The organism is Geodermatophilaceae bacterium NBWT11, from assembly GCA_014218215.1.
Lineage (GTDB): Bacteria > Actinomycetota > Actinomycetes > Mycobacteriales > Geodermatophilaceae > Klenkia.
The window spans coordinates 2098036-2123882 of sequence record CP043652.1 but is presented as its reverse complement, the minus strand read 5'-3'; the positions used below and the strand labels follow the sequence as shown (position 1 = coordinate 2123882).

The 25847-nt window shown below is 74.9% G+C and carries 28 protein-coding genes, 1 tRNA gene and 1 pseudogene; 11 read left to right on the top strand and 19 right to left on the bottom strand.

Annotated elements, in window-relative coordinates; translation table 11 throughout:
- Positions 1–278: 278 nt before the first annotated feature.
- Genes F1C76_10230 through F1C76_10215 form a run of 4 tightly spaced genes read left to right on the top strand, consistent with a single transcriptional unit; the run spans position 279 to position 3805 of the window.
- On the top strand, positions 279–1517 hold the full coding sequence (locus tag F1C76_10230) for a thiolase family protein (protein ID QNG36917.1): 1239 nt from the start codon (positions 279–281) through the stop codon (positions 1515–1517).
- Positions 1517–2362: a 3-hydroxyacyl-CoA dehydrogenase family protein gene (locus F1C76_10225; GenBank protein QNG36916.1), complete on the top strand. Its 846-nt coding sequence runs from the start codon at positions 1517–1519 to the stop codon at positions 2360–2362. Before F1C76_10230 ends, F1C76_10225 begins: the two co-directional genes overlap by 1 nt.
- Before the next feature lie 10 nt (positions 2363–2372).
- Positions 2373–3149 (top strand): enoyl-CoA hydratase, encoded by a 777-nt coding sequence (locus tag F1C76_10220; protein ID QNG36915.1) that lies wholly within the window; start codon positions 2373–2375, stop codon positions 3147–3149.
- Positions 3146–3805 (top strand): histidine phosphatase family protein, encoded by a 660-nt coding sequence (locus tag F1C76_10215; GenBank protein ID QNG36914.1) that lies wholly within the window; start codon positions 3146–3148, stop codon positions 3803–3805. Before F1C76_10220 ends, F1C76_10215 begins: the two co-directional genes overlap by 4 nt.
- A gap of 5 nt (positions 3806–3810) precedes the next feature.
- On the opposite strand, the gene F1C76_10210 is transcribed toward F1C76_10215, so the two are convergent.
- Positions 3811–4020: a hypothetical protein gene (locus tag F1C76_10210; protein ID QNG36913.1), complete on the bottom strand. Its 210-nt coding sequence runs from the start codon at positions 4018–4020 to the stop codon at positions 3811–3813.
- Between the two features lie 117 nt (positions 4021–4137).
- Positions 4138–4968 (bottom strand): aldo/keto reductase, encoded by an 831-nt coding sequence (locus F1C76_10205; GenBank protein ID QNG36912.1) that lies wholly within the window; start codon positions 4966–4968, stop codon positions 4138–4140.
- Positions 4969–5042: 74 nt separating this feature from the next.
- Between F1C76_10205 and F1C76_10200 the strand changes: the two genes are divergently transcribed.
- The gene (locus F1C76_10200; GenBank protein QNG36911.1) at positions 5043–5678 is read left to right on the top strand and encodes an MBL fold metallo-hydrolase; all 636 of its coding nucleotides are present in this window, start codon (positions 5043–5045) and stop codon (positions 5676–5678) included.
- Positions 5679–5725: 47 nt separating this feature from the next.
- Positions 5726–5998, top strand: a complete 273-nt coding sequence (locus tag F1C76_10195; GenBank protein QNG36910.1) for a hypothetical protein — start codon at positions 5726–5728, stop codon at positions 5996–5998.
- A 33-nt stretch (positions 5999–6031) separates the two neighbouring features.
- On the opposite strand, the gene F1C76_10190 is transcribed toward F1C76_10195, so the two are convergent.
- The 4 genes from F1C76_10190 to F1C76_10175 form a co-directional block, all read right to left on the bottom strand.
- Positions 6032–7141 carry an alpha/beta fold hydrolase gene (locus F1C76_10190; GenBank protein QNG36909.1) on the bottom strand — a complete coding sequence of 370 codons (1110 nt, stop codon included), beginning with the start codon at positions 7139–7141 and terminating at the stop codon, positions 6032–6034.
- 77 nt (positions 7142–7218) lie between these two features.
- Complete coding sequence (locus F1C76_10185) at positions 7219–7704, bottom strand: SRPBCC family protein (GenBank protein QNG36908.1); 486 nt, start codon at positions 7702–7704, stop codon at positions 7219–7221.
- A gap of 441 nt (positions 7705–8145) precedes the next feature.
- Positions 8146–9309 carry a hypothetical protein gene (locus tag F1C76_10180; protein QNG36907.1) on the bottom strand — a complete coding sequence of 388 codons (1164 nt, stop codon included), beginning with the start codon at positions 9307–9309 and terminating at the stop codon, positions 8146–8148.
- A gap of 392 nt (positions 9310–9701) precedes the next feature.
- Positions 9702–10499: a GntR family transcriptional regulator gene (locus F1C76_10175; protein ID QNG36906.1), complete on the bottom strand. Its 798-nt coding sequence runs from the start codon at positions 10497–10499 to the stop codon at positions 9702–9704.
- A gap of 147 nt (positions 10500–10646) precedes the next feature.
- Here F1C76_10175 and F1C76_10170 point away from each other — a divergent pair, with 147 nt between their 5' ends.
- Positions 10647–11237 carry a TetR/AcrR family transcriptional regulator gene (locus F1C76_10170; GenBank protein QNG36905.1) on the top strand — a complete coding sequence of 197 codons (591 nt, stop codon included), beginning with the start codon at positions 10647–10649 and terminating at the stop codon, positions 11235–11237.
- 95 nt (positions 11238–11332) lie between these two features.
- A complete protein-coding gene (locus tag F1C76_10165) occupies positions 11333–11908 on the top strand; it encodes a TetR family transcriptional regulator (protein ID QNG36904.1) in 576 nt (191 codons plus the stop codon).
- Here F1C76_10165 and F1C76_10160 read toward each other — a convergent pair.
- The 3 genes from F1C76_10160 to F1C76_10150 form a co-directional block, all read right to left on the bottom strand.
- The gene (locus tag F1C76_10160; protein ID QNG39153.1) at positions 11905–13077 is read right to left on the bottom strand and encodes a metallophosphoesterase; all 1173 of its coding nucleotides are present in this window, start codon (positions 13075–13077) and stop codon (positions 11905–11907) included. The two genes, F1C76_10165 and F1C76_10160, sit on opposite strands and share 4 nt — an antisense overlap.
- A gap of 79 nt (positions 13078–13156) precedes the next feature.
- On the bottom strand, positions 13157–14005 hold the full coding sequence (locus tag F1C76_10155; GenBank protein QNG36903.1) for an amidohydrolase: 849 nt from the start codon (positions 14003–14005) through the stop codon (positions 13157–13159).
- Positions 14006–14017: 12 nt separating this feature from the next.
- Positions 14018–15892 carry a CYTH and CHAD domain-containing protein gene (locus F1C76_10150; GenBank protein QNG36902.1) on the bottom strand — a complete coding sequence of 625 codons (1875 nt, stop codon included), beginning with the start codon at positions 15890–15892 and terminating at the stop codon, positions 14018–14020.
- A 129-nt stretch (positions 15893–16021) separates the two neighbouring features.
- Here F1C76_10150 and F1C76_10145 point away from each other — a divergent pair, with 129 nt between their 5' ends.
- Complete coding sequence (locus tag F1C76_10145) at positions 16022–16978, top strand: endonuclease/exonuclease/phosphatase family protein (GenBank protein ID QNG36901.1); 957 nt, start codon at positions 16022–16024, stop codon at positions 16976–16978.
- Positions 16979–17092: 114 nt separating this feature from the next.
- Here F1C76_10145 and F1C76_10140 read toward each other — a convergent pair whose 3' ends face one another.
- From F1C76_10140 to F1C76_10125, 4 genes are read right to left on the bottom strand one after another with little or no spacing between them, the layout of a single operon-like run.
- Positions 17093–17851: a carbon-nitrogen family hydrolase gene (locus F1C76_10140; GenBank protein ID QNG36900.1), complete on the bottom strand. Its 759-nt coding sequence runs from the start codon at positions 17849–17851 to the stop codon at positions 17093–17095.
- A 10-nt stretch (positions 17852–17861) separates the two neighbouring features.
- Complete coding sequence (locus tag F1C76_10135; GenBank protein ID QNG36899.1) at positions 17862–19037, bottom strand: pyridoxal phosphate-dependent aminotransferase; 1176 nt, start codon at positions 19035–19037, stop codon at positions 17862–17864.
- Positions 19034–19309, bottom strand: coding sequence for a hypothetical protein (locus tag F1C76_10130; protein ID QNG36898.1), 276 nt, complete (start codon positions 19307–19309; stop codon positions 19034–19036). Before F1C76_10130 ends, F1C76_10135 begins: the two co-directional genes overlap by 4 nt.
- Positions 19306–20712, bottom strand: a complete 1407-nt coding sequence (locus tag F1C76_10125; GenBank protein QNG36897.1) for an RNB domain-containing ribonuclease — start codon at positions 20710–20712, stop codon at positions 19306–19308. The genes F1C76_10130 and F1C76_10125 overlap by 4 nt, the downstream gene beginning before the upstream one ends.
- Before the next feature lie 64 nt (positions 20713–20776).
- Between F1C76_10125 and F1C76_10120 the strand changes: the two genes are divergently transcribed.
- Positions 20777–21622 (top strand): Fpg/Nei family DNA glycosylase, encoded by an 846-nt coding sequence (locus F1C76_10120; GenBank protein ID QNG39152.1) that lies wholly within the window; start codon positions 20777–20779, stop codon positions 21620–21622.
- Between the two features lie 12 nt (positions 21623–21634).
- Here the strand turns inward: F1C76_10120 and F1C76_10115 are convergent, their stop codons facing one another.
- The 5 genes and pseudogenes from F1C76_10115 to F1C76_10095 form a co-directional block, all read right to left on the bottom strand.
- The gene (locus F1C76_10115) at positions 21635–21850 is read right to left on the bottom strand and encodes an RNA-binding S4 domain-containing protein (protein QNG36896.1); all 216 of its coding nucleotides are present in this window, start codon (positions 21848–21850) and stop codon (positions 21635–21637) included.
- A 5-nt stretch (positions 21851–21855) separates the two neighbouring features.
- Entirely contained in the window at positions 21856–22560 is a 705-nt protein-coding gene (locus F1C76_10110) for an MOSC domain-containing protein (protein ID QNG36895.1), read from the bottom strand.
- Positions 22557–23492 (bottom strand): aldose epimerase, encoded by a 936-nt coding sequence (locus F1C76_10105; GenBank protein ID QNG39151.1) that lies wholly within the window; start codon positions 23490–23492, stop codon positions 22557–22559. The genes F1C76_10110 and F1C76_10105 overlap by 4 nt, the downstream gene beginning before the upstream one ends.
- A gap of 72 nt (positions 23493–23564) precedes the next feature.
- Positions 23565–24419 (bottom strand): annotated as a pseudogene (locus F1C76_10100) (alpha/beta hydrolase).
- Positions 24420–24486: 67 nt separating this feature from the next.
- Positions 24487–25119 (bottom strand): endonuclease, encoded by a 633-nt coding sequence (locus tag F1C76_10095; protein ID QNG36894.1) that lies wholly within the window; start codon positions 25117–25119, stop codon positions 24487–24489.
- 111 nt (positions 25120–25230) lie between these two features.
- Here F1C76_10095 and F1C76_10090 point away from each other — a divergent pair, with 111 nt between their 5' ends.
- Positions 25231–25629: a DUF1707 domain-containing protein gene (locus F1C76_10090; protein ID QNG36893.1), complete on the top strand. Its 399-nt coding sequence runs from the start codon at positions 25231–25233 to the stop codon at positions 25627–25629.
- Between the two features lie 51 nt (positions 25630–25680).
- Here F1C76_10090 and F1C76_10085 read toward each other — a convergent pair.
- Positions 25681–25766 (bottom strand) — tRNA-Leu (locus tag F1C76_10085).
- Between the last annotated feature and the right edge of the window lie 81 nt (positions 25767–25847).

Genomic DNA, 25847 nt, shown 5'->3' with positions numbered 1-25847 from the left:
CCCCGAGCATGCGGGCTGTTCTGGAACGAGTCAAGTAAAGGGCCGGCGAACGTTGCACGGCCGTTGACACGACCGGTGCCCCTGACCACCGTGTCGCCCACGGGGCACCCGACCGGGGTCCGCCGGTGACGGGGCAGGTCACCGGCGCGCCCGCCGTCCCCGCTCCCGCTGGTCGGGAGCGGGGACTTGCCCTGCCCATCGGTGTGCACGAAGGTGGCGACAGGCTTTCCTGACCGTCCGGTCAGTTTCACCGGACGTCCCAGCTGCGAGGAGCGACGATGCCGTCCACCGAGGTCTACCTGGTCAGCGGGGCCCGCACGCCCCAAGGCAAGTACGGCGGGGCCCTGGCCGGGGTCCGGCCCGACGACCTGGCCGCCCTCGTCGTCGGTGAGGCGCTGCGCCGCTCGGGTGCCGGGGCCGAGTTCGTCGAGGAGGTCGTGCTCGGTGCGGCCAACCAGTCCGGGGAGGACAACCGCGACGTGGCCCGGATGGCCGTGCTGCTGGCCGGCCTCCCCGACACCGTGCCCGGGTACACCACCAACCGGCTGTGCGCGTCGGGGCTGACCGCCACCGCCTCGGCCGCGGCCTCCATCCGGGCCGGGGAGATCGACCTGGCCATCGCCGGCGGGGTCGAGTCGATGACCCGCGCCCCCTGGGTCATGGCCAAGCCCGGCACCCCGTGGGCGCGCCCGGGCGAGGTCGTGGACACCTCGCTGGGCTGGCGCTTCACCAACCCGACCTTCGCCGCGCACGACCGCGCCGTCGAGCACCCCGAGGACCCGACCACCCGCAAGATCACCCTCACCATGGGCGAGACCGCCGAGGAGATCGCGGCGCTGGACGGGCTCACCCGCGACGAGTGCGACGCCTTCGCCGTCCGCAGCCACGCCCGGGCCGTCGCCGCGCAGGAGGCCGGCCGGTTCGACGCCGAGATCGTCCCGGTCGAGGTCGTCGGCAAGAAGGAGACCGTCACCGTCACCCGGGACGAGGGCCCCCGCCCCGGTTCCTCGCTGGAGTCGCTGGGGAAGCTCAAGCCGGTCTTCCGGAAGGGCGGCATCGTCACCGCCGGGAACAGCTCCCCGCTCTCGGACGGCGCGGCTGCGCTGGTGCTGGCCAGCGGCGAGGCCGTCGAGCGGCACGGGCTCACCCCCCGGGCCCGCGTCGTCGTCTCCGCCTCGGCCGGCGTGGCCCCCAACGTGATGGGCCTGGGTCCGGTGCCCTCGACGGAGAAGGCGCTGGCCAAGGCCGGCTGGAGCACCGCCGACCTCGACGCCGTCGAGCTGAACGAGGCCTTCGCCGCTCAGTCCCTCGGGGTGCTGCGCCGGCTGGGCATCGACGAGGAGATCGTCAACGCCGACGGCGGCGCGATCGCCCTGGGCCACCCGCTGGGCTGCTCCGGCGCCCGGCTGCTGGTCACCCTGCTCGGCCGCCTGGAGCGCGAGGGCGGCCGCCGCGGGCTGGCCACGCTGTGCGTCGGTGTCGGCCAGGGCGTGTCGATGCTGGTGGAGCGGGTCTGATGGCCCGCCCGGTCGGCGTCGTGGGCGGCGGGCGGATGGGCGGCGGGATCGCCCAGGCGCTGCTGGGCACCGGCGCGCAGGTGCACGTGGTCGAGGCCGGCGACGACGCCGCGCAGGCCGCCCACGACCGGATCGTCGCCGGTCTCGAGGAGGCCGACCGCCGCGGGAAGCTGACCGGGTCCGTCGCCGAGGTGGCCGCCCGCCTGACGATGGTGGACTCCGCCGCCGAGCTGCCCGGCGACACCGTGCTCGTCGTCGAGGCCGTGCCCGAGGTGCCGGCGCTGAAGATCGCGGTGCTGCGGGCCGCCGAGGCCGCGATCGGCCCGGACGCGGTGCTGGCCACCAACACCAGCTCCCTGTCGGTGACCGAACTGGCCGCGGCACTGGACTGGCCGGCGCGCTTCCTCGGGATGCACTTCTTCAACCCGGTGCCGGCGTCGAAGCTGGTCGAGGTGGTCGTCGCGCCGGAGACCGCCGCCGACGCCGTCGAGACCGCGCGGACGTGGGTGCGCGAGCTGGGCAAGACCGACGTCGTGGTCAAGGACTCCCCCGGCTTCGCGTCGTCCCGGCTGGGCGTGCTGCTCGGCCTGGAGGCGATCCGGATGCTCGAGGAGGGCGTGGCCGACGCCGAGGCGATCGACCAGGCCATGGAGCTGGGCTACCGGCACCCCATGGGCCCGCTGCGCTCCACCGACCTGGTCGGTCTCGACGTCCGGCTGGCCATCGCCGACTACTTGGCCGGGACCCTGGGCGACCGGTTCGCCGCCCCCCAGCTGCTGCGTGACAAGGTGGCCGCCGGTGACCTGGGTCGCAAGACCGGTCGCGGCTTCCACGACTACAGCTGAGGGGACGACGATGTCCGACACCGTCACTCGTACGGACGCCGACGGCGTCGCCACCCTGACCCTGCTGGTCCCGGGGCTGTCGCGGCAGTCCCGCGCCGACCTGACCGCGGCCATCGAGGGCGTGGCGGGCGACCGGTCGGTGCGCGCCGTGGTGCTCACCGGCTCCGGCCGGGCGTTCTGCGTCGGGCAGGACCTCGCCGAGCACGTGCAGGCGCTGCACGGGGACGCGAGCACCTCCCTGGACGTCGTCGCCGACTCCTACAACCCGATGGTGCTGGCCTTCGCCGCGTTGCGGGTGCCCACCGTGGTGGCGGTCAACGGCGCCTGCGTCGGGGCCGGGCTGGGGCTCGCCCTGCGCGGTGACCTGCGGGTGGCCGCGGCGGGCGCGAAGTTCGGCACCGCGTTCGCCGGCATCGGGCTGGGCAGCGACTCCGCCCTGGCCTCCGCGCTGGTGCACTCGGTGGGCGGCTCCCGGGCCACCCAGCTGCTGCTCTTCCCCGACACGTTCACCGCCGAGCAGGCCGGCGAGTGGGGCCTGGTGCACCACGTCGTCCCCGCCGAGGAGGTCCTGGTGACCGCGCAGCAGCTGGCCGGCCGGCTCGCCGCCGGCCCGACCGCGGCCTACCGGGCGATCAAGGAGGTGCTCGCGACGGCGGCGACGGACTCCCTGGCCGACACCCTCGCGCTGGAGGGTCGGCTGCAGAAGGCCCTGGGCCAGACGCACGACCACACCGAGGCCGTCGAGGCGTTCCTGGCCAAGCGTCCGCCGGTCTTCACCGGCGAGTGAACGGCCGACTGCTGCTGGTGCGGCACGGCCAGTCCGAGGCCAACGTGGCGATGCGGCTGGACTCGCTGCCGCCGGGCGCCCCGCTGACCGAGGACGGGCAGGCACAGGCCCGCGCGCTGGTGGACACCCTGCGCGGCATCCCCGTCGCGGCGGTGCTGGCCTCGCGCGCGCTGCGGGCGCAGCAGACCGCGGCCCCGCTGGCGGCCGGGCTGGGGCTGGACGTCGACGTCCGCGACGGGCTGCAGGAGACCTTCGTCGGTGACCTCGAGGGGCAGGCCGGCTGGCCGGTGCTGGAGGAGTACGACCGCGCCTACGGGCAGTGGTTCACCGGCGCACCCGAGGTGGCCCCGCCGGGCGGGGAGAGCGGGCACGACGTGCTGGCCCGCTACCTGCCGGTGGTCGAGGACGTCCGTCGCCTGCTCGAGGCCGATCCGGCGCGCTCGGTGGTCGTGGTCAGCCACGGGGCGGCGATCCGCTGGGTGGCGACGTCGGTGTCGGACCTGCCGGCGACGTTCGCGATGACCACGCACCTGGCGAACACCGAGTTCGCGGTGCTGGCCCCGGTCGAGGGCGGCTGGGTGTGCGAGCGGTTCGGGGCACACGTGGCGCCCTTCGAGGTGCCCGACGAGGACGCGCCGGTGGCGCCCCCGGTCTGAGGGGCTCAGTACAGGAGGTCGGCGCAGGCCTCGCAGGACTCGTCGTCCGCGCCGTCCCAGCGCTGCTCGACGTCGACGCGGGCCAGGGCGCCGCAGACGGCGACCTCGCAGGCGCCGTCCACCTCCGAGGGGCTGCGGTGCAGCTCGACGGCGTGCCAGAGGCCGGTGCTGCGGCCCTGGGCCGCGGCGAGGGTGAGGACCAGTTCGCTGCTCATGTCCCCACCGTCGGCCGCCGCGGGTGTGGTGTGCAGTTGCGTCGCTGACGAACTCACCCGTCCGGGTTGGTCACCTTCTCGCCCTCCAGGTCGGGAACCCGCTGGTCGCCCTGCGTGTCAGAACTCCTCCCAGGTGGCGGGGTCCTGACGCGGATCGGTGCGCTCACCGGTGTCCAGGGCGGTCATCGCGGCCAGGTCGGCGTCGGTGAGGGCGAAGCCGAACACGTCCAGGTTGGCCACCAGGCGCTCGCGCGAGCTGGCCTTCGGGATGGTGACCAGGCCCTGCTGCACGTGCCAGCGGAGCACCACCTGCGCGGGGGTGACGTCGTGCTCGGCGGCGATCCGGGTCACGACGTCGTCGCCCAGCAGGTCCCCGCCGTTGGCCAGCGGTGACCAGGACTGGGTGACGATGCCGCGGCGGGCGTCGTCGTCGCGCTGGGCGACCTGCGGGAAGCGCGGGTGGCACTCGATCTGGTTCACCGCCGGGACCGTGCTGGTCTCGGCGGCCAACCGGTCCAGGTGCTCGGGCAGGAAGTTGGAGACGCCGATCGCCCGGGTCAGGCCCTGCGCGGTGAGCTCCTGCAGGGCCTGCCACGACTCGAGGTAGCGGTCCTGCTGCGGCAGCGGCCAGTGCACGAGGTAGAGGTCGACGTGGTCCAGGCCCAGCCGGCGCAGGCTGTCGGTGAGCGCCTGCTTCGCCGACTCGCCGCCCTGGTCGGCGCCGCGCAGCTTCGTGGTCACGAAGACGTCGTCCCGGGCGAGCCCGGAGTCGACCAGCCCCTGCCCGACACCGACCTCGTTCTCGTACTTGGCCGCGGTGTCGACCATCCGGTAGCCGACCTCGAGGCCCTCCCGCACGATGCGCCGGATCTCCTCGTCCTCCACCCGGGCGGTGCCCAGGCCCAGCTGCGGGATCTCGACGCCGTTGTTCAGCCTCACGTGTTCCATGCCCGGCTCCTGCCCCGCACACCGGCCGGCCGAACACGCTGCGCTCCACCCGTCCTCGACATAGCGTCGGGCGCATGCAGCTCACCAAGCACGGACATGCCTGCGTCGTCCTGTCCGACGGCGACCGCCGCCTGGTCCTCGACCCCGGCTCGCTGACCGAGGAGAGCGCCTGGACCGGCGCCTCGGCGGTGCTCATCACCCACGAGCACTTCGACCACCTCGACGTCGGCCGCACGAAGCAGGCCCTGGCCGACGACCCGGCGTTGGAGGTGTGGACCAACCGCTCGGTGGCCGAGCAGCTCGACGGCGGCTCCCGGGTGCACGTCGTCGGCGACGGCGACGCCTTCACCGCGGCCGGCTTCGAGGTCACCGCGCACGGCGAGCACCACGCGGTCATCCACCCCGACGTCCCGACCATCCTGAACACCGGGTTCCTCGTCGACGGGCAGGTCTTCCACCCCGGTGACGCGCTCACCGCGCCCGGTGTCGCCGTCCCCACCCTGCTGCTGCCCCTGCACGCGCCCTGGTCGAAGGTCTCCGAGCTGGTCGACTACCTGCGCGAGGTGGCCGCCCCGCAGGCCTACGCCGTGCACGACGGGCTGCTCAACGACATCGGGCTGCAGGCGATCGGCGGGATGGTCGGGGAGAAGGGTCCCGGCTCGCCGTCGACCTATCACCGGCTGGCCCCCGGGGAGTCGGTCCAGCTGTGACACCGGGGTCACGTTCGGGCTCCCGCGGGCCCGGGTAGGCGGCGGCCATGCCTGCTGAGGACTACGACATCGAGGAGCAGGGCGACCACGAGTACGTCGTCCGGCTGAACGAGCAGGGCGAGACCGTCGAGGTCTGGTTCAAGCTCTCCCCCGCCGTGCTGGACCGCCTGGGCGTGTCCGACGACGACGAGCCGGACTTCATCGTGACGACGATCGACTTCCTGAAGAAGCACCAGGACGTCGCCGACTTCCCCGACATCATCGACATCGAGGACGTGCTGGCGACCTATGAGGACTACGAGGACGCCGTCACCGGCTGACCGCGTTCCACGTGGAACCCGGCCCCGCCGCTCTCAGGCGGGGACGGGTGCCCCGGTCAGCCGGGGGGCCAGCCAGCGGGCGACCTCGAGGTACTTCTCGTCGGCGTGGTTGTCGACGCAGTGGTCGCCGTCCGCCCACTCCTGCCAGGTCTTGTCCGTCGAGGCGGCGAGGTCGTGGATCGGCCGCGCGTTCGCGATCTTGAAGACGGCGTCCCGCTTGCCGTGCTGCACCAGCAGCGGGCAGGTGAGGCCGGACAGCGTCTCGGCGTCCAGGGCGAGGCCGTCCATCAGGCTGCGCGCGGCGTCCTCGTCGTGCTGCAGGCCGAGCATGGCCTGGACCTTGCCGATGAAGCGCGGGAAGCGGGTGTGGGTCTCCGACGGGGTCACCGTGCCGCCGGTGACGACGCAGGCGGCGATCCGCGGGTCCTGCGCGGCGAGCAGGGCGGCCAGGTGCCCGCCCATGCTGTTGCCCCAGACGGCGACCCGGTCCCCGAGGCGGTCGTCGGCGAGCACGTGGTCGACGGCCGCGGACAGCGCCAGCCGCACGTCGCGGTCCAGGTGCAGGCCGCCCAGGACGCGGGTCTCGCCCTGGCCGGGGGCGTCGAGCAGGAACAGCGCCACGCCACGGTCGCGGACGAGCTCGGCACCGGCGGCGTACTCCTCGCGCCAGGCGTCCATCCCGCCGAGCACCATCACCACGGGCGGGCGGACGACGCCGTGCGGACGGAGCAGCCAACCGCGCAGGCTCTTCCCGGCCCACGGCACCTCGACGTGCTCGGCCGGGGGGTCGAGCAGGGCGCCGGCGCGACCGAAGGCCTCGACCAGGCTGCGGTAGTGGGCCTGCTTGGCCGGGCCGTCCTCCAGCGGGATCTGCCCGAAGGACCAGCAGGCGGCGGCGCGGAGGAACTTCTCCCGGGCCGTCACCGGGTCACCGACCGCCATCGCCTCGACGGCCAGCCGGGTCTGCCGGCGGGCGAGCCGGGCGGCCACCTCCGACCAGGCGGCGCCGGCGGAGACCCCGGCGTGCAGCTCGTCGGCGTCGGTGGCCTGCATGCCGTTGCCGACCATCCGGTGCCGGGGCATGGCGCGGATCAACGCGGCGGCGGCGGCCTGCCACTCGAGGGCGTGCGCAGCAGCGCTCACAGCAGTGCTCCAGAGGTCGAGCGGCGGGGGTCCGTCTTCGTCAACGGTAGGTGCGGTGCACGGGTTCCGCGCCCGGGTCAGTTCCCGGTGTCGGCAGCGTCCGGAGAGTTCACCTGGGCGAGGTGCTCGGGCAACTTGGCGAGCTCGGAGTCGACGGTGTGCTGCACCAGGCGCGTGGTGGCGCCCTTCTGCACGAACCGGACCAGCTTGGAGCCGCCCTTGGGCTGGTGGGTGACGGTGATGGTGACCGCGGTGCCCGCCTCGTCGGCGGCGTCGGCCAGCTCGATGCGGGTGGTCCAGGTCTCCGGGGTGAGCTCCAGCCGGGTGGCGACCGTCTTCTGCGGTTCCCACTCGACGATCTCCCCGCGCGGTGCCGTGGCCGCCGGGGGCCGGTCGGCCTCGATGCGGCCCGGGACGCAGACGAACGTGGTTCCCAGGCCAGCCGTGCCGGTGACGACGTAGGAGACGTCGCAGACCGCGCAGTAGGGCTCGAGCACGGCCAGGGCGCGCCAGACCTCGGCCCGGCTCTGCGGGACCGTTCGGGTGCCGGTCGCGGTGGTCATGCAGCTCCTGAGGTGGTGCGGACGGGGGTCCTGGTGCGCCCCTGACGGTAACCGCGCGACCTGGGGCCCCAGCGCGCGTGCCGCCACCTCGACCGTGGAGCTCAGAACGGTGGTGGGTCGTCCGCGGGGTCCACGGTGGGTGCGGGCAGCTCGGGGACCGCGGTCTCCAGGGGGTGGAGCAGGTCGTCGGGTCGGAGCCGGTGGTGGGTGCCCGGTGGCGCTGAGGTGCGGGTGACGCCGCTGGGTGTGGTGACCGACAGCCGCCCGTCCGGGGTCATGGAGTAGCGCCAGCCGGGGGCGTGGGTCTTGAGCCGGTGGTGTCTGCGGCAGAGGTTGCAGAGGTTGGCGCACTCGGTGCGGCCGCCGTCGTGGAAGGCGATGACGTGGTCGGCGTCGGTGAACCGGGCTGGTCTCTGGCAGCCAGGGTGGCGGCAGGTGCGGTCACGGGCGTCGATGAACCGGTTCTGTGCAGGGGTGGGCCGGTAGGCGTCGGTGGGCGGGGGCGCATCGAGGACGGCGCAGTCGCAGGACACAGCTGTCCCCTGGTGCTCTGTGCACCCCCTGCGGGCGAGGTGGCGCAGTTGGTGCGGGGTCACGACGGCTCAGTGCCCCGGTGTCGGGGTCGGTGAGGCCGATGTCGACCGTGCTGCCCGATGGGACGTCGAGGCCGGCTGCGGTGCAGAACCCCAGATGGGTGAGGAGTTCCTGGAGGTGGGCTGCGGTGATGGGCTGGTTCCCGACCCGGCCGCACTCGGTCGGAGCGTCGGGGTCTGGCTGGTCGGCGCGTGGGTCGTCGACCAGGCTGGGCAACGGGGCGAACAGCGTCAGGTGCGCCGTGACCGGTTCCCGGGAGGTGTCCCACGGCCGCAGGATCAGGTCGCTCGCAACCAGCGCCCGGAGTTCCCCGATCGGGCGGGTGTCCCCAGCCGCCTTGCGCATCCGGGCGTACGTGTCGCAGGTGTCCCAGCTGGCGGCAGCCACCTCGGTGGGCATCCGCACCACGAAGTCCGCGAACCCGTCTGCCGGGTTGCGGACCACCACGTCGGTGAGCTTCTTGGCGGCCTTCCGCCGCCGGTCGGAGGCTTCGGCGTCGTACTGCAGCAACAAGGCCGCTGCCCGCTCCCGCAGCCGGTAGGGGCCCTCGCCGGCCAAAGCCCACCCGAGCGCCTCGCGCTCGACAGAAGCCACGACCTCGGGGTCCACCGCCGGTGCCTGCCAACCCAGGGCCTTCACCAGGGCGTGCGCCCGCGGCTCGTCTATGCGGCCCTCAGCGAGGGCATGCCAGGTGTCGATGAGCTGCTCGCGCAGCACCAGGGAGAAGTTGGCCAGGGTGTCCGCCCGCATCCGCGAGGTGCCCAACACCGTGGCCAGCTCGTCGGTGAAGAACTCCGTCACCCCGTTGAACGTCCTCCCGGACCCCCAGCCCTCCACCTTCGCGGCCGGATCGTCGGGGTTCAGGTCCCACAGGTCCGGGCGCACGTCGGCGAACCGCTTCACCACATCGGCCCGGAAGGCGGCGAGCTGGGAGTCCGCGTCGGCCAGCGCCTGCAGAGCCTGAGCGCACGCGGCGTCGTCCCAGTGGGAGACGTCCACGATCTCCGACAAGCGCGTCCGCCGACGAGTCACCCCAGCAGGGAGGTCTTCGTCAGGCCACGGGTCGGGCACGGCCAAGGACGCCGACACCCCGACTTCCCACCGCAGCCCCGTCTCCATGACACGAAGCTAGAGGAGGGGTCTGACAGAAACGGGTCCATGACAGGGCCCTCAGCAGGACATTTCTCCGCTACGACATCGCCACGCAGGGTGATGCGAACCGGCCTCCGACAGCTCAGCAACGGCCTGGCCCTCCCCGGCGGGAAGGGAGCGGTGCCAGGCCGTCCGGCACCGGCAGTACCGACCTGCACCGGGTCGTCAGCCGACACGTGCCGCGAGCCCGTCGGGGTGCAGGGGGACCCAGCGCCGGAAGACGTCCCCCGTGCGCGCGGGAGCGCCAGACCTCAGTGGCCGCTGACCGAGACCTCGAACTCGACCTGGCTGACGTCGGGACGCAGCCGGGCGAAGGAGTGCACGAGGGGATGGCCGGCGGGGTCGTGCACCGTCGTCCGCACCACCAGCAGCGGTGACCCCGCGCTGACCTGGAGCAGCTCGGCCTCCGCGGCCCCGGCGGTGGCCACGTCCACCTTGATCCGGGCCTGGGCGAGCTCGGCCTGGTACTCGGTGCGCAGGAACTCGTAGAGCGAGCCGTGCCCGAAGTCCTCGGTGGCGACCTTGGGGTAGGTCTCGGCGTGCAGGTAGGAGTGCACGACGTGGTTGGGCAGCCCGTCCACCGACCGCAGCCGCACGAGTTCCACCACCTCGTCGGCCGGGTCCAGACCCAGCTCAGCGGCCACCGACGGCGGCACCGGGGCGACGTGCTGGGTGACCACCGTGGTGCCGACCTGCGCACCGCCCTCGGTCATCGCCGACCGGAAGCCGGCGATGCGGTGCACGAAGCTCTCGCGGTACTCGTGCCGGATGCCCGGGCGGGTGACGTAGGTGCCACGACCCTGCTCCCGGACCAGGTGGCCGTCGGCGACCAGGCCGTCCACGGCCCGCCGCAGCGTGATCCGGCTGACCCCGTACTCCTCGCACAGCACCGGCTCCGGCGGCAGCAGCGTGTGCTCGGGGAGCCCGGCGACCCGGCGCCGGAGGTGCTCCCGGACGGCGAGGTACTTCGGACCTGCCTCCGGGCTCGCCACGACGGCGAACCTACGCCACGACGAGACGTCTAGCACGAGCAGACGTCTAGACGTCATGACGACGAGGGGGTCAGGAGACTCAGCGATGCGCAACAGGATCGTCCGCAAGACATCTGGGATCGATCCCAGACCCTTGCCGGGACGCCAGGACACCGGTCTACCCTCAGCCCCCGACCCGCCCCCCGGCACCGACAGGACGCCCTGATGGACCCCCAGCAGCCCCGCTCGGCCGGTCGACCGCGCGACCCCGGTCTGGACGTGGCGATCCGGGCTGCCGCGATCGAGCTCCTCGCCGAGGGCGGCCTCGACGCCTGTGCCCTCGACGAGGTGGCCCGCCGCGCCGGGGTGGGCAAGGCGACGATCTACCGGCGCTGGCCCAGCAAGGAGGCGTTGGTCCTCGATGCCTTCCGCAACGCCACGACGCTGCCCGTCCCCGAGGGCGACCGCGGCAGCCTCGTCGAGGACGCCCGGGCCCACCTGGAGGGGCTGCGCGCGGCGCTGGGCACGCCGCTGGCCCGGGCGACCCGACAGCTGACCCCCGACCTGCCCCGGCACCCGGAACTGGTCGAGGTGCTGCGCGACGGCCGGGCCCGGGCCTGGGACGTCGCGACGGCCGCCGTCGTCCGACGGGCCGAGGAGCGGGGCGAGGTGGCGCCGGGTGGCTTCCCCGAGCTGGCGCTGCGGGCTGCCGCGGCCCTGCTCACCGAGCGGTTCCTGATGCAGATGGGTCCGGTCGACGACACCCTCGTCGACGCACTCGTGGACGCGGTCGTCCGCCCCCACCTGCACAGCTGACACCCAGGACGATCCGACTCCGCGGTCTCGTTGGTGGCGACCCGGCGTGGCCCACCCGGGTCGCTCCCACCTTCCTGACCTGCAAAGCTGGTCGGATGACCGGAGGCGACTGGCGGGAGCGCAAGCGCGACGCCACCCGGCAACGGCTCTCCGACGCCGCCTTCGAGCTGTTCGAGGACCGTGGCTACGACGCCACCCCGGTCAGCGACGTCGCCGCCCGCGCCGGCGTCTCGGTCCCGACGTTCTACAAGTACTTCGCCGACAAGGAGCACGTCGTCCTGCCGCCGCAGGACCCGGGCTGGATCGTCGCCCTGCTCGAGAGCACCCCCGCCGACCAGCCGCTGCCCGAGCGCATCCGGCTCGGCCTGCAGTCGATGATCGCCGCCCTCCCCCCGGAGCGCCACGCCGAGCTGCTGCGCCGGTGGCGGCTCGTGCTCACCGTCCCGGTGCTCCGGCGCCGCAGCATGGAGCGGGAGACGGCCTCGGTGCAGGTGCTGCTGGGACACCTGGGCGTCGACCCGACGGGCTCGGACGGCGCTGCCGACACCGTCGTGGTCGCTGCCTGCATGAACGCCTCGACCACCTCGTTCCTGCGCTGGGCGGCCGGGGACGGCGAGCGCTCGCTCGCCCAGTTCGTCGACGAGGCCTTCGAGGCACTCCGCTCGATCTAGGGCACCAGCTCGATCACGGTGACCTCCGGTCGGGCGCCGACGCGCATCGGCGGGCCCCAGTACCCCGCACCCGCGGTGACGTACAGCTGGGTGTCGCCCTGCCGGGACAGCCCCTCCACGGCCGGCTGGTCCAGCAGCACCGCGTAGTCGAAGGGCCACAGCTGCCCGCCGTGGGTGTGCCCGGACAGCTGCAGGTCCACCCCGGCCCGGCGGGCCTGCTCCACCTGCACCGGCTGGTGGGCCAGCAGCACGACCGGGGTCGACTCGTCCCGGCCGTCGAGGGCGGCGTCCAGGTCCGCGCCGTGCCCGGGCAGCCCGGACGCCGCCGCGGTGCGGTCGTCGATGCCGGCCAGGTCGAACGTCGCCCCGCCTCGGCCCAGCGCCACCCGCTCGTTGCGCAGCACGTCGATGCCCAGGCCGCCGAGGTGGGTCAGCCAGGCGTTGGTGTCCACGAAGTACTCGTGGTTGCCGGTGACGAAGAACGCGCCCTCCCGGCTGACCAGGTCGCCCAGCGGAGCGGCGTCCTCGCGCAGCTCGGACACCTCGCCGTCGACCAGGTCGCCGACGATGGCCACCACGTCGGCGTCCTGGGCGTTGACCGTCTCCACCAGCCGTTCGAAGCGCCGGCCGCCGTAGGTCGCCGACAGGTGGCCGTCGGAGAAGGTGACGATCCGGTAGCCGGCGAGCTCGGGGGCCAGCCCCGGGATGGTGATCGGCACCCGGCGCACCAGCGGGGCGGAGTTCGCGGCCCACGCGCCGTAGCCGGCGGTGCTCACGGCGGCCACGCCCGCGGTCACCGCCAGCGAGCGGGCCAGGAACAGCCGTCGGGAGACGTCGGCGGGCTCGGGCGCCGGCTCGGGGGCGGGTTCCTCGACGGGCGTGGGGACGGCGGCCGGGGTCCGCCGGCGCTGCACCGCCCGCAGCACCCAGCGGACCGGCTCCAGGACCAGCAGCGCCAGGAACGCGTAGAACGCGATGCCCAACCAGGAGTAGCCGACCCAGTCCAGCGGGGTGGCGATCGCGTAGGGCAGGTCGCGGCGGCCGACGACCGCGGCCACCGGCAGCACCATGAGCACGACGGTGAGCACGGTCAGCCGGCGCCGGGTCGGGCCGCGGCGGGTCGTGCTGCGGACCAGCCGGAACCACAGCCAGCCGTGCAGCACGGCCATCGCGAGCAGGACCACGGAACCGAAGCCGAGCAGGCCGATCAGGGACAAGCCGGGACTCCAGTCAGAGGGGGATCAGCAGTCAGACGCCGAAGACCCGCGCTGCGTTCCCGCCGAGCACCAGCCCGACCGTCTCGTCGTCGGGGAGGAGGGAGGCGACCGCACGGGCGTTGGCCGCGGTGCCGGGCACGCCGGGCCAGTCGGTGCCGAACACCATCCGCCGGGTGAGCCGGGTCCAGTCGTGCCGGGCGTAGTAGTCGCGCAGCTTGTGCGGGGGCAGCCCGGAGAGCTCCAGCCACACGTTCGGCCGGGCCAGCGCCATGAAGGCGGCCGCGTCGTACCACCAGCCGCGGCCCCCGTGGGCGAGGACGACGTCCATGGTGGGGAAGTCCCCCACCACCTCGTCGAGCAGCACCGGGTCGGCGAACCGGTTCATCGAGCCGGGGAACGAGCTGGTGCCCACGTGCACGACCACCGGCACGCCGCGGGCCCGGCAGACCTCGTAGGCGGGGTAGAGCGCGCGGTCGTTGCAGGCGAACCCGGCGTGCACCGGGTGCAGCTTCACCGCCACGGCACCCAGGTCCAGCTGGCGCTCGACCTCCTCGCCGAGCGGGAAGTGCAGGTGCGGGTTGACGTTGGCGACCAGCCGGAAGCGCTCGGGGGCGTGCTCGACCACCGGCAGCACGTCCTCCACCGGCTGGATGCCGGTGGCCTTGGGGCTGTACTCGGTGAACAGCAGCGCGACGTCGACGCCCTGCTCGGCGAACAACGCGTCCAGCTCGGCCGGGCGCACGGAGCCCGCCTCGTCGTAGACGCGGCCGAGCACCTCGGCGTCACCGAAGCGGGCCGCCCAGTCGTGCCAGGCCTGCTTGAGCGTGGGCAGCCGGGCGGCGTGCACGTGCGCGTCGACCAGCCGGTGCCCGTCGATCACCGGGGTGGTCGCCTACTTCTTCGCAGCGACGGCGTTGAGCACCGGCGCCAGCGAGGGCCACAGCGCCCAGAAGTCGTGCTCCGCGCGCTGGGCGCGGGCCTCCTCCAGGGCGTGCAGCCGGCCGTAGGTCCAGGCGTTCTCCCCGGCCCCGAAGGCGGCGATGCCCAGCTGACGGCACTGCTCCCGGGTGACCACCGTGTCCTGCCGGTCGCCCAGCACGTCCTGCAGCTGCTTCATCGCGTCGACCACGCCCATCGCCGACCCGCCCAGCACGGGGGCCGCGACCTCGGCGGTGTACCGGACCCGCTTGCCGGCCTTGCGCACCTCGTGCAGCGCCAGCTCGTAGGGCGTCTCGGCGGTGCCGGTGGACTCGTCCTGGTGCTGGGGCGGCGAGCCGAGCGGGGCGTTGCCGCGCTCGGCGACCTCGGCGTCCTCGACGTGGCCGCGCAGCCGCTTCACCGTGCGGCGCAGCACCTCGGCGACCAGGTCGGCGGCCTGCTCGTCGGCGCGCTCGGTGAGCGGAGGGTGCTGGACCAGGTCGAACAGGGTGTCCAGCAGGGTGAGGTAGCGGGCGGTGCCCAGCACCTGCAGGGCCCGGTCGGCACCGCCGGTCTCGCCCTGCAGCTCGGCCTGCTGCAGTCGGGCGGCCACCGGGCCGAGCACCAGCTCGGGGGGCTGCGCGGCGACCAGCCCCCGCAGGTGCTCGAGGCTCACCTCGGCGTCCCGGGTGCCCGACAGCTCCTGGCCCAGCCACTGCAGCTCGGCGCGGACCGGGTCGGTGCGCTCCCGGTCCAGCACCGGCCGGTAGGCGGCCAGGATGCTGCGCAGCCGGCGGCAGGCCACCCGGACCTGGTGCACGCCGTCCGCGGTGTCGGTGCGGACCATCACGTCGGCCCGCTGCAGTGCGGCGAGCTGGGCGGCCAGGGCGTCGACGACGACGTCCCCGGCCTTGGGGATCGCGTCCAGCCGGGCCTGCTCGGCGGCGGCCGCGGCCCGGGCCTTCGCGGCCTTCTTCGCGGCCTTCGCCTCGGCGGCGACCCGCTTCGCGTGCTCCTTCGCGGCCTTCTCCGCCGCCTTCGCCGCGGCCTTCGCGGCCGCCTCGCGGCGGGCGGTCTCCTTGGCGCGGGCCTTCTTGCCCTCCGGCAGGGGCTCCTCGTCCACCGGCTCCGCCGTCGTGAGGTCCTCGGGCTCGTCCTCGCTGGCCGGGGGCTCGGCGCCGTCCTCGTCGACGTCGGTGTCCGCGTCGTCGGCGGCAGGCGCGGGCGGCGGGGCGAGCCGGTCGGCGAGCACCCGGGTGAGCTTGGCCGGGGAGTCCGAGGGGCGGGCGCCGGAGAGCTCGAGCTCGGCGCCGACGGCACCGAGCAGCTCCTCGTCGCCGTCCACGAGCTCGACCTCGACCTCACGCCAGGTGGTGACGACGGCGGCCTCGCCGGCGCGGGCGGGCAGGGCGGTGCCGGTGACCTGGTCGTCGGCGACCTCGGCCAGCACCCGGCCGTCCTCGGCGAGCAGGGTGACCACGGTCCGGCGGGTGTGCAGCGTGGCGACCTGGGCGGGGATGGCCCGGCGCACGATGCCGACGACCGGCGCCAGCACCGCACGCGGCGGGGCCTTGAGCGCCCGGCCCAGCGGGGACTGCAGCTCCAGGCGCGCCCCGGCCGAGGCCGGCAGCTTCACGTGCCACCCGGCGTCGGTGCCACCGGTGCGCCGACGCAGGGTGATCTTGGCGTGCGCCAGGCGCAGGTCGCTGGTGTCGTAGTAGCTCGCGGCGAGCTCGTGCACCACGGGGGCGCCGACCGAGGCGACCCCGGGCACCGCGCTGAGGTCGGGCAGCGCGAACGTCTCCTCGACGTCGAACTTCCGCTCGATCTCGGTGTGCTGGCTGGCCACGGGGCACCCACTCCTGCTCGGTCGTCCGACCACGCCCGAACGAGGTGGTCAGCGCAGTTGTTACCGCAACCAGGTGAACGGCACACCTCGGAGTGGATCTTGGGGAGGGCCCGCCTACCGTGGCCGTCGATGGCCTCGACCCCGCGCGACCTCCTCCCGCTGGCCGCCGCGACCCCGTGGGCGGTGTGGGCGACGCTGCGCGCCACCGGCACCGAGCGGGGCTTCCCACTGGTGCCGGCCCTGTCGTTCACGCCCTACGCAGCGCTCACCTCGGTGCTCCCGCTGGGGTTCGCGGTGGCCCGCCGGTCGGCGCCCGCGGCCCTGCTGGCCGGGGTGGCGACCGGCGCCCTGACCACCGCCGTGCTCGGACGACGGGGCACCCGACCCACCCCGGAGGGGGCGGTGCCCTTCCGGCTGGGCACGGTCAACCTGCTGCACGGGCGGGCCGACCCCGCCGGGCTGGTGGCGCTGGTCCGCCGGGAGCGGCTGGACGCCCTGGCGCTGCAGGAGGTCACCCCCGAGGCCGAGGCGGGTCTGCGGGCCGCGGGGATCGGCGACCTGCTGCCGCACGACCACGTGGTGCACGCCCGGCCGGGCAACCCGCCCGGGGCCGGCGGGGCCGTCTTCTCCCGGACGCCGCTGACGGACCGGACCACCGTGCCGGGCCGGTTCGACCAGCCCCGGGCGGTGCTCGAGGTGCCCGGCGCACCCGGCGTGGACCTCACGGCGGTGCACAGCCAGCCACCGGCGGGCTCGCCCGCCGACGTCGCCGGGTGGGTGGCCGACCTCGAGGCGCTGCCCGCTCCCGGCGCCGACGTCGTGCGGGTGCTGGCCGGGGACTACAACGCCACCCTCGACCACGCCGGGTTCCGCCGGCTGCTCGCCCGCGGGTACGTCGACGCGGCCCGCGCGGCCGGGCAGGCGCTGACCACCACCTGGACGCCGCAGCGCCTGCCGCACCCGCGACTGGTGATCGACCACGTGCTGGTCGACGGCCGGGTCGGGGTGCGCGCGGTGCGGGTGCACCGGGTGGCCGGCAGCGACCACCGGGCCGTCGTCACGGAGCTGTCGCTGCCGCCTCGCTGAGCGGGAGCCCCGGGCGGCGGGGCTGGCCACCGCCGCCCGGGCACCCCTGCACTGCCCCGCGGCGGGCCCTCCTGCACCTGATCGGTGTTGCGTCTGGGTGAACTCTCGTCCCACTCAGCGCCGGTCGGCCATGAACCGGAACCGGTCGCGCACCCGGGCGACCTCGGCGGCGTCGACATCGGCGAGCAGGATCGTCTCGCCCTCGGCGGCGGTGGCCAGCAGCTCGCCCAGCGGGCTGACGATCCGGCTGTCCCCGACGTGCTCGGTGCCGTCGCCCGCCGTCCCCACCCGGTTGCAGCCGACCACGTAGGCCTGGTTCTCGATCGCCCGGGCCTGCAGCAGCGTCTGCCAGTGCAGCCGGCGGGCGGCGGGCCAGTTGGCCGGCACCAGGTAGACGTCGGTGTCCGGCGCCAGCGCCCAGAACTCGTCGGCGAAGCGCAGGTCGTAGCAGACGAACAGGCTGATCCGCAGGCCGCCGACCGTCACGGTGACCGGCTCCGCCCCGGCCCGGTAGCGCTCGTGCTCGCCGGCGAAGGTGAACGGGTGCAGCTTGCGGTAGCGGTGCACCTCGCCGTCCGGGCCGGCCAGGACGAAGGAGTTGAACGGCCGCGGGTCGTCCTCGGCGACCTCCGCGCACGAGCCGCCGACCCACACGCCGTGCTCGGCGGCCTGCGCCTGGAGCCACTGCGCCGACGAGCCACCCTCGGGCTCCCCGATGCCCGGGGTCATCGAGAACCCGGTGGAGAACGTCTCGCTCAGCAGCACCAGGTCGGCCCCGGCCCCGACGGCGTGCGCGACCTGCGGGGCGAGCCGGGCGTGGTTGGCCTCCCGGTCCTCCCAGACGACGTCGTGCTGGACGGCGGCGATCCTCATGCGGGCCTCCTCATGCGCTCAGCCTCCGGGTGGCCTCGAGGAGGACCTCGTCGCGCTTGCAGAACGCGAACCGGACCAGGTGCCGGCCCAGGTCGGCGTGCTCGCGGGTGTAGAACGCCGAGCTGGGGACGGCGACCACCCCCACCCGGTGCGGGAGCTCCCGGCAGAACTCCAGCCCGTCGCCGGGGACCCGGACGGTGGCGAAGTAGGTGGCCTGCGGACTCACCACCGGCAGGCCGGCCGCGGCGAGCCCGGCGACCAAGAGGTCCCGCTTGCCCTCGAGGTCGGCGGCCAGCGCGGTGAAGAACGCGTCGGGCAGACCGAGCCCGGCGGCGATGGCCGGCTGGAACGGGCCGGCGTTGACGTAGGTGAGGAACTGCTTCGCCGTCCGCACGCAGGTGACGAGCTCGGCCGGGCCGCACACCCAGCCGACCTTCCAGCCGGTGGTGGAGAAGGTCTTGCCGCCGCTGGAGACCAGCAGGGTGCGCTCACGCATCCCGGGCAGGGTGGCCAGGGAGACGTGCTCGCTGCCGGCGAAGACCAGGTGCTCGTAGACCTCGTCGCAGACCACGACCAGGTCGTGCTCGACCGCGAGGTCGGCGACCAGCTGCAGCTCGGTGCGGTCGAACACCTTGCCCGTCGGGTTGTGCGGGGTGTTGAGCAGCAGCAGCTTGGTGCGCGGGCCGACCGCGGCGCGCAGCTCGGCCTCGTCGAAGGTCCACGGATCGGTGCTGACCCCGTCGACCACCGCGGGCGGGCGGAGCGGGACGGGCACGAGGACGCCCCCGGCCATCGCGATCCCGGCGGCGTAGCTGTCGTAGACCGGCTCGAAGACGACCACCTCGTCGCCGGGGTCCAGCAGCCCCAGCATCGCCCCGGCCAGGGCCTCGGTGGCCCCGGCGGTGACCAGCACCTCGGTGTCGGCGTCGTAGGCGAGGCCCCGGAATCGCTGCACGTGGGCGGCGATCGCCTCGCGCAGCACCGGCAGGCCGGGGCCCGGCGGGTACTGGTCCAGGCCGGTGCCGATCGCGGCGCGGGCGACGTCGAGCACCTCCGGCGGGCCGGGGGTGTCCGGGAAGCCCTGGCCCAGGTTCACCGAGCCGGTGGCCACGGCCAGGGCGCTCATCTCGGCGAAGACCGTCGTCCCGAAGCCCTGCAGCCGGGCGGCCAGGTGCGGGGTGCTCATGCCGGGGAGCCTCCCAGCCGCACCTTGCCGAGCACGTCCGGGGGCACGACCCAGGGCCGGTCGGGGTAGCGGTCGAGCACGACGGTGACCTTCGAGCGGCCCAGCGAGGCGATCACGCCGACCTCGCCGCCGAGGTAGGCGGGCACCCCCCGGCGGGTGCGGGTCGGGGCGATGCGGACCCGGTCCCCGACGGCGATCAGCTCGTCGCGGTAGTCGGTGAACGGTGCGGCCACCGGGGCCGGGGCCTTCTTGCGGGGGCGGGCCGGGCTCACGCGGCCTCGAAGCGCACCGTGCGGGTGGCCGGGTCGGCAGCGGTGAGCCGCACCCGCGCCACCTCACCAGGGGTCAGTGCGCCGTCGCAGCGGGCCTGCACGGCGAGGTCGGGCAGCACGACGGTGGAGCGCTTGCCGTCGGAGTCCAGCACCACCGCGTCGAACACCTCGCCCACCCGGCCGGCCAGCAGCGTCGCCTCGGTGGCGTCCACCACGGCCCGTTCGACGTCCCGGGTCCGCCGGTCCGAGGCCGCCATGAGGCCGGGCAGCTCGGGCAGCACCGCGCGCAGCTCGTCACCCGGACGCCGGCCGGCCGCCAGCGCCAGGCACACCTCGGTGCCGAACCGGTCGACCAGCCGGCGCAGCGGGGCGGTGACGTGGGCGTAGGGGCCGCCGACCCCGCCGTGGCCGGGCTCGGCGGGCGGCTCGCCGTCGAACGCGGTGTAGGCCGCGCCGCGCAGCAGGGACGCCGCGGCGTCCAGGAACGCGGCGTGCTGGGGCCGGGCCGGGTCCAGCGTGGCGATCACCTCGCCGGGCCCGGCGCCCTCGGGCCAGGTCACCCCCAGCCCCGGGGCGAGCCGGCGCAGCGCGGCGACGTCCCGCTCGGCGGCCGGGGGCAGCGTGCGGAGCACCCCGATCCCCCCGTCGAGCACCAGCCGGGCCGCGCACCGGCCGGTGAGCAACGAGATCTGCGCGTTCCAGCCCTCGACGTCGGACTGGCCGCGGAACTCCACCCGCCACGTGCCGTCGGGCAGCGCCTCGACCTCCTGGGACGGCGTGCCGAGCTCGATCGCGCCCCGCTCCCGGGCCCGGGCCTGCAGCAGTCGGCCGATCTCGGGCAGCAGCTCCAGCGACGGCGGCACCTGCGTCCCGACGGTCGCGTAGTCCAGCTGCTCGCGGCTGCGCACCCGGGCACGGTGCAGGTCGACCGCGGTGACCTCACCGTCGGCGTCCAGGTCGATGGTCCACAGCGCGGCCGGGCGGAGCTGGTCGGGCAGCAGGCTGGCCGCGCCCTCGGACAGCTGCGGCGGGTGCAGCGGGACCCGCCCGTCGGGGAGGTAGAGGGTCTGGCCGCGGCGGCGGGCCTCGGCGTCGATGGCGCTGCCCAGCGGCACGAAGGCGCCGACGTCGGCGATCGCGTAGCTCACCCGGTAGCCGGCGCCGGACCGGGCCAGGTGCACGGCCTGGTCCAGGTCCTTCGCGCCGGACGGGTCGATGGTGACCAGCGGCAGGTCGGCGGCGTCGACGTACCGGTCGTCGTCCGGACCGCCGGGCGGGTCCGCGACCACCCGGTCGGCCTCGGCCAGCACCTCGGCCGGGAACGCGTCGGGGACGCCGAACTCCGCCGCGATCGCCGCGGAGTCGAACCGGCCGGGGACCCTCAGCACACGACGCACGGCCATGCGGCCACCGTGACACAGGGCCCGCCCCGGTTCCACGTGGAACCGCGCCGGGTAGACAGGGCGCATGCCCGAGGGACACATGATCCACGTCGACGCCCGTCGGTTCGACGAGGCGATGGGCGGCCACGTGGTGCACACCGACAGCCCGCAGGGCCGCTTCGCCGAGGGCGCCGCCGCGCTCGACGGCCGCACGCTGCGGAGCACCGAGGCCTTCGGCAAGAACCTGTTCCTGCGGTTCTCCGGCGACTCCCCGCAGTACCTGCACGTGCACCTGGGCCTGATCGGCGGCTGGACCTGGTGGGACCACGACCACCAGCAGCTCTCCGGCCGCCCGGTGGTCAACGCCGATTCCAGCAACGTGCGGCTGCGCCTGCGCTCGGGGCGGGGGACGGCGGAGCGCTCGGCCGAGCTGCGCGGGGCGATCACCTGCACGCTCGTCGACGAGGAGGGCGTGGACCGCGCGGTCGCCAAGCTCGGCCCCGACCCGCTGCGCGAGGACGCCGACCCCGACGTCGCCTGGGCCAAGGTGCGGAAGTCGAAGAAGCCGATCGGCGGGCTGCTGCTGGACCAGGGCGTGACCGCCGGCGCGGGGCTCATCTGGCGGGCCGAGGTGCCGTTCCTGGCCGGGGTCGACCCGCACCGCCCCGGGGTCGACGTCACCGAGGACGAGTTCACGACGATGTGGACGCAGATGCGCCGGGTGATGCAGGCCGCCGTGGAACGGGGCGGGAAGGAGATCACCACCGACCCGGCCGACCGCCCGGAGACCGACGGCCACGTCTCCCGGGACGACGCGTTCTACGTCTTCCGCCGCGACGGCGAGCCCTGCCTGCGCTGCGGCACCGAGATCCGGGTCGCCGAGATGGGCACCCGCAAGGTCTGGTGGTGCCCCGTGTGCCAGCCCCGCTGACGGGGTCCTTCGTCAGGCGATGCGGAAGTCGCCCAGGCCCTCGACGGTGACGACGTCGCCGCTGCGGAGCTGACGGCCCCGGCGTTCCTCGGCCTCGCCGTTGACCGACACGTCGCCGCTGGTCAGCACGTCCTTCACCTGCGCACCGGTGGGGACGGCGTCGACCAGCTTCAGCAGCTGGCCCAGCCGGATGACGTCCTCACCGGGGCGGAGCTCGACGGTCTGCACGGGGGTCAGTCTCCCCGCAGCTCGTCGCCGGCGGCGATCCGGCCCGGGGTGACGGGCACCGCGCCGACCGACAGCGTGCCGTCGTGCTCGCGGTGGATGGTCTTCAGCACCCCGGTGTCCCGGCCGATCCCGCCGGGCTGCGGGCGGGTGGTCATCACGCAGCGGTCCACGTGCATCCCGACGTCGAGCACCGTGGTGCCCAGCCGCACCCGGCTGCCGACCAGCGCGTCCTCCCCCGACCCGTCCAGCAGCACGTTGGCCCGGAACCGGCGGGGTGCCCAGTCCCGGGTGGAGCCGGTGGACAGCAGGGTGACCCGGGCGCCGGCGTTGTCGTGGAACGCGCCGTCCGCGCCGGCGAAGGGGTCCCAGCGCGACTCGGTCTCCAGGTCAGCCGGGTTCTCGTAGTGCCGCTCGCCGCTGAAGGAGGCCGGTCGCAGCTGCACCGGGCGGCCGACCCAGGACGAGAGGACGGCGTCGTCGTCGGTGACCGTGCCGTCGGGCAGCACCACCTCGGGGCGGTCCCCCACCAGCCGGGCGGAGGCGAACAGCAGGTCCGGCACCCGCCGGGCGGTGAGCCCGAAGCCGGTCGCGCTGTCGAACAGCGCCCAGCCACGGTCGCCGGCGATGCCCTCCACCCCGACCTCCGCCTGGGTCAGCCGCTCGCCCTGCAGCGACTTGACCGGGTAGCGCCAGATCTCGAGCACCCTCACGCGGGCCGCCAGGTCAGCGTCCAGGTGCCCGCCCACGACTGCCCGGCGGGGAGCACCACGAGGTCGGCGTCGTCGGCCAGCGCGTTCGGCGGGCAGGTCATCGGCTCCACGGCCAGGCTGCGCCGGCGCTGCCCCTCGGGCAGGGTGTCGCCGCTGTACACCTGCAGCCACGGCCACTGCTGGTCCACCGCGAGCTCCAGGGCCCCGGCCGGACCAGACAGCCGCACCCGCGCCCACCCGTCGGCGTCGCGCACCAGGTCGGTCAGCGGGGTGTCCAGCTCGGTGTCGGCGATCCGGCCGACCGCGCCGTCGAACGGGCTGCGGCCCCCGGTCGGCAGGCCGCCGTCGACGTCCAGGGACGTGCGGGCGGGGACGTCGAGCACGCCCAGCCCGATGTCCCCGTCGGCCTCGGCCCCCACGTGCAGGTAGGGGTGCATGCCGACCCCGAACGGGGCGTCGTGCGTGCCCACGTTGCGCACCCGGACGGTGACCGACAGCCGGTCGGGGTCCAGCCGGTAGTCCAGCGCGACGGCCAGCCGGAACGGGTAGCCCGAGCGCGGCTCCAGCACGGTGCCGACGGTGACGGTGTCCTGGGTGCGGGACAGCACGTCGAAGGGCTGCCAGGACAACAGGCCGTGCATGGCGTGCCCGCCCGGCCCGGCGGTGTCCAGCTGCAGGTCGGCGCCCTCCCAGCTCCAGCGCCCGTCGCGCAGCCGGTTCGGCCAGGGCAGCAGCAGCCCGCCACGCCGGCCCTTCGGGACGACGCCGGTGGGGTAGCCGTCCAGGACGTCCCAGTCGCCGACGGCGAGCCGGCGCAGCCCGCCACCGCGCAGGTCGACCGCGACCCGGGCGTCCCCGCGCTCCAGCCAGGCGCCGAGGGGTTCGGTGGTCGGCCACGGCTCGGCGTCCGGGGTGGCCCCCGGCGTCCCCAGCAGGTCGGCCACGACGTCGAGCACCTCCGCCCGGCGCACCGCGGCGGCCGGGGCGACCTCGGTGAGCCCGAAGTAGCCGTGCACCAGGCCGGGGCCGGGCAGGTGGATGACGGGGACGCCGGCGGCGGCGAGCTCGACGGCGTAGGTGTCGCCCTCGTCGCGCAGCGGGTCGAACTCGGCGGTGGCGACGACGGCCGGCGGCAGCCCGGTCAGGTCGCTGCCCAGCGGGGACACGAGCGGGTCGGTGGCCAGGTCACCGGGGACGTACCAGTCGTAGAAGGTGCGCATGTCCCCGCGCTCGAGGAAGAGCCCGCTGCCGTTCTCCTCCACCGAGGGCATCGACTGGGCGGGGTCCAGGCCGGGGTAGGCGAGCAGCTGGGCGGCCAGCACCGGGCCGCCGGCGTCCCGGGCCCGGATGGCGACCCCGGCGGCCAGCCCGCCCCCGGCGCTGTCGCCGCCCACCACCAGCGGCGCGGTCGGCCAGCGGCGGGCGGCCCACTCGACGGCGGCGTAGCAGTCGTCCAGCGGCGCGGGGTGCGGGTGCTCGGGGGCCAGCCGGTAGTCCACCGCGACGACGGTGGCGCCCAGCCGGTTGGCCACCGCCCGGCAGACCGGGTCGTGGGTGTCGAGGTCGCCGACCGCCCAGCCACCCCCGTGCAGCCAGACGACGACCGGCCGCGCCGCGCCGCCCTGCACCCGGCCCAGCCCCGAGCGGTAGACCCGCAGCGCCAGGTCGCCTCCGGGGCCGGTGATCGTGCGGTCCTCGACGTCGGCGACCGGCTCGGGCCGGTACCCGTCGCCACGGCGGACCAGCGAGAGCCGCCGGTAGCGGTCCCGGTCGGCGACGGCGTCCCCGGTCACCAGGGGCGTCCAGCCGCCCTCGACCAGACGCTCGAGGAACGGGGGGAAGTGCGGGTCGAGCGGCACGGTCGGACTCCCAGGGGTGGTGTGGCCTGCGGTCAGCTCACCACGGGCCGACCCGCGCGGCGAACGCTCACGCCAGCGGGTCCTCGGCAGCCGGCAGCAGGGAGACCCGGACGAGGGCGGCGGCGAACCGGGCCAGCTCGTCGCCGTCCACCAGACCGGCCAGCGCGGCTGCCTCGGTCGGCAGCCCGACCCGCTCGGCACCGCGGGTGGCGCGCTCGTCGAGGTACGGGCGCACCCACGGCCACACCTGCTGCACCTCGCGCAGGAACACCGAGGCGCCGGTCGGGCCGATGCCGGGGAAGTCCTGGAGCAGGGCGGCCGCGGCGTCGACGTCCCCGTCGGCCTCGGCCGCGAGCCCGCGCAGGTCGCCGTGCCACCGCTCCTGCACCTGCCCGGCGAGCTCGCCGAGCTGGCGGGCGGTGCGCTCGTCGTAGCGGCGGTAGTGGCCCCGGCCCAGCGCGTCGACCCGGTCCTGCCAGCTCGCCTCCAGGGTGTGCGCCGGGGTCGTCTCCCCCGCGGCCAGCAGCTCCCGGGTCGCGGCGACGGCGATGTCGGCGGAGATCCGGGCCGACAGCAGCTCGGCGAGCACCAGGAGCTGGAACAGCGGGGCGGGGGTGTCGGCCAGCCGGATGCCGGCCTCCTCGGCGTAGCCGGTGCCGTGCAGCTCGAGCACCCGGGCGGCGGTGTCGCGATCGGTCATGGGGGGTCGCTACCCGGTGACGGCGGGCAGGGCACATCGGTGACAGACGTCAGTGGTGCCGGAGGGGGTGCGCGGCGAAGACTCGTGACCATGCCCACCAGGGAGGTCACCGTGTCCGAACCCCAGCTGCGTGCCGCCGACGCCGACCGCGCGTCGGTCGCCGAGGTCCTCGGGACCGCCCTGCACGAGGGCCGGCTGCAGGTCGAGGAGTACGACGAGCGGCTGACCGCCGCCTACGCCGCCCGCACCCACGGCGAGCTGGCCGCGCTGACCGCCGACCTCCCCGCAGCCCTGGCCCCGTCGGCCGCGGACGGCACCACCGAGGACGCCGAGGACCTGGGCGCCGTGTGGCGGCACTGGGCATTCGTCGCCGCGCTGGTCTGGGGGATCTGGCTGATGAGCGTGCTGGGCACCGGCGACTGGCTGTACCCCTGGCCGGTGTGGGTGGTTGGCCCGTGGGGCGTGGCCCTGCTGGCCCGCACGGTCACCACCCGGCGCCGCACGGCCTGACCCCCGAAGACGACGAGAGCCCCCACCCGACCCGGGTGGGGGCTCTCGTGCTGGTGGGCAAGGGGGGAGTTGAACCCCCACGTCCTCTCGGACACACGGACCTGAACCGTGCGCGTCTGCCATTCCGCCACTTGCCCTGGCGAGGGAGGACACTACACGGGGCTCCGCCGTGCTCCGCCGGGTGGGTTCGGGACCTGCCGGGTCCACCGAGAACACCG

Coding starts and splice junctions, on each gene's coding strand:
- F1C76_10230 (QNG36917.1), top strand. CDS start 279: ATGCCGTCCACCGAGGTCTACCTGGTCAGCGGGGCCCGCACGCCCCAA.
- F1C76_10225 (QNG36916.1), top strand. CDS start 1,517: ATGGCCCGCCCGGTCGGCGTCGTGGGCGGCGGGCGGATGGGCGGCGGG.
- F1C76_10220 (QNG36915.1), top strand. CDS start 2,373: ATGTCCGACACCGTCACTCGTACGGACGCCGACGGCGTCGCCACCCTG.
- F1C76_10210 (QNG36913.1), bottom strand. CDS start 4,020: ATGAGCAGCGAACTGGTCCTCACCCTCGCCGCGGCCCAGGGCCGCAGC.
- F1C76_10205 (QNG36912.1), bottom strand. CDS start 4,968: ATGGAACACGTGAGGCTGAACAACGGCGTCGAGATCCCGCAGCTGGGC.
- F1C76_10200 (QNG36911.1), top strand. CDS start 5,043: ATGCAGCTCACCAAGCACGGACATGCCTGCGTCGTCCTGTCCGACGGC.
- F1C76_10195 (QNG36910.1), top strand. CDS start 5,726: ATGCCTGCTGAGGACTACGACATCGAGGAGCAGGGCGACCACGAGTAC.
- F1C76_10185 (QNG36908.1), bottom strand. CDS start 7,704: ATGACCACCGCGACCGGCACCCGAACGGTCCCGCAGAGCCGGGCCGAG.
- F1C76_10175 (QNG36906.1), bottom strand. CDS start 10,499: ATGACGTCTAGACGTCTGCTCGTGCTAGACGTCTCGTCGTGGCGTAGG.
- F1C76_10170 (QNG36905.1), top strand. CDS start 10,647: ATGGACCCCCAGCAGCCCCGCTCGGCCGGTCGACCGCGCGACCCCGGT.
- F1C76_10165 (QNG36904.1), top strand. CDS start 11,333: ATGACCGGAGGCGACTGGCGGGAGCGCAAGCGCGACGCCACCCGGCAA.
- F1C76_10160 (QNG39153.1), bottom strand. CDS start 13,077: ATGGCCGTGCTGCACGGCTGGCTGTGGTTCCGGCTGGTCCGCAGCACG.
- F1C76_10145 (QNG36901.1), top strand. CDS start 16,022: ATGGCCTCGACCCCGCGCGACCTCCTCCCGCTGGCCGCCGCGACCCCG.
- F1C76_10140 (QNG36900.1), bottom strand. CDS start 17,851: ATGAGGATCGCCGCCGTCCAGCACGACGTCGTCTGGGAGGACCGGGAG.
- F1C76_10135 (QNG36899.1), bottom strand. CDS start 19,037: ATGAGCACCCCGCACCTGGCCGCCCGGCTGCAGGGCTTCGGGACGACG.
- F1C76_10125 (QNG36897.1), bottom strand. CDS start 20,712: ATGGCCGTGCGTCGTGTGCTGAGGGTCCCCGGCCGGTTCGACTCCGCG.
- F1C76_10120 (QNG39152.1), top strand. CDS start 20,777: ATGCCCGAGGGACACATGATCCACGTCGACGCCCGTCGGTTCGACGAG.
- F1C76_10095 (QNG36894.1), bottom strand. CDS start 25,119: ATGACCGATCGCGACACCGCCGCCCGGGTGCTCGAGCTGCACGGCACC.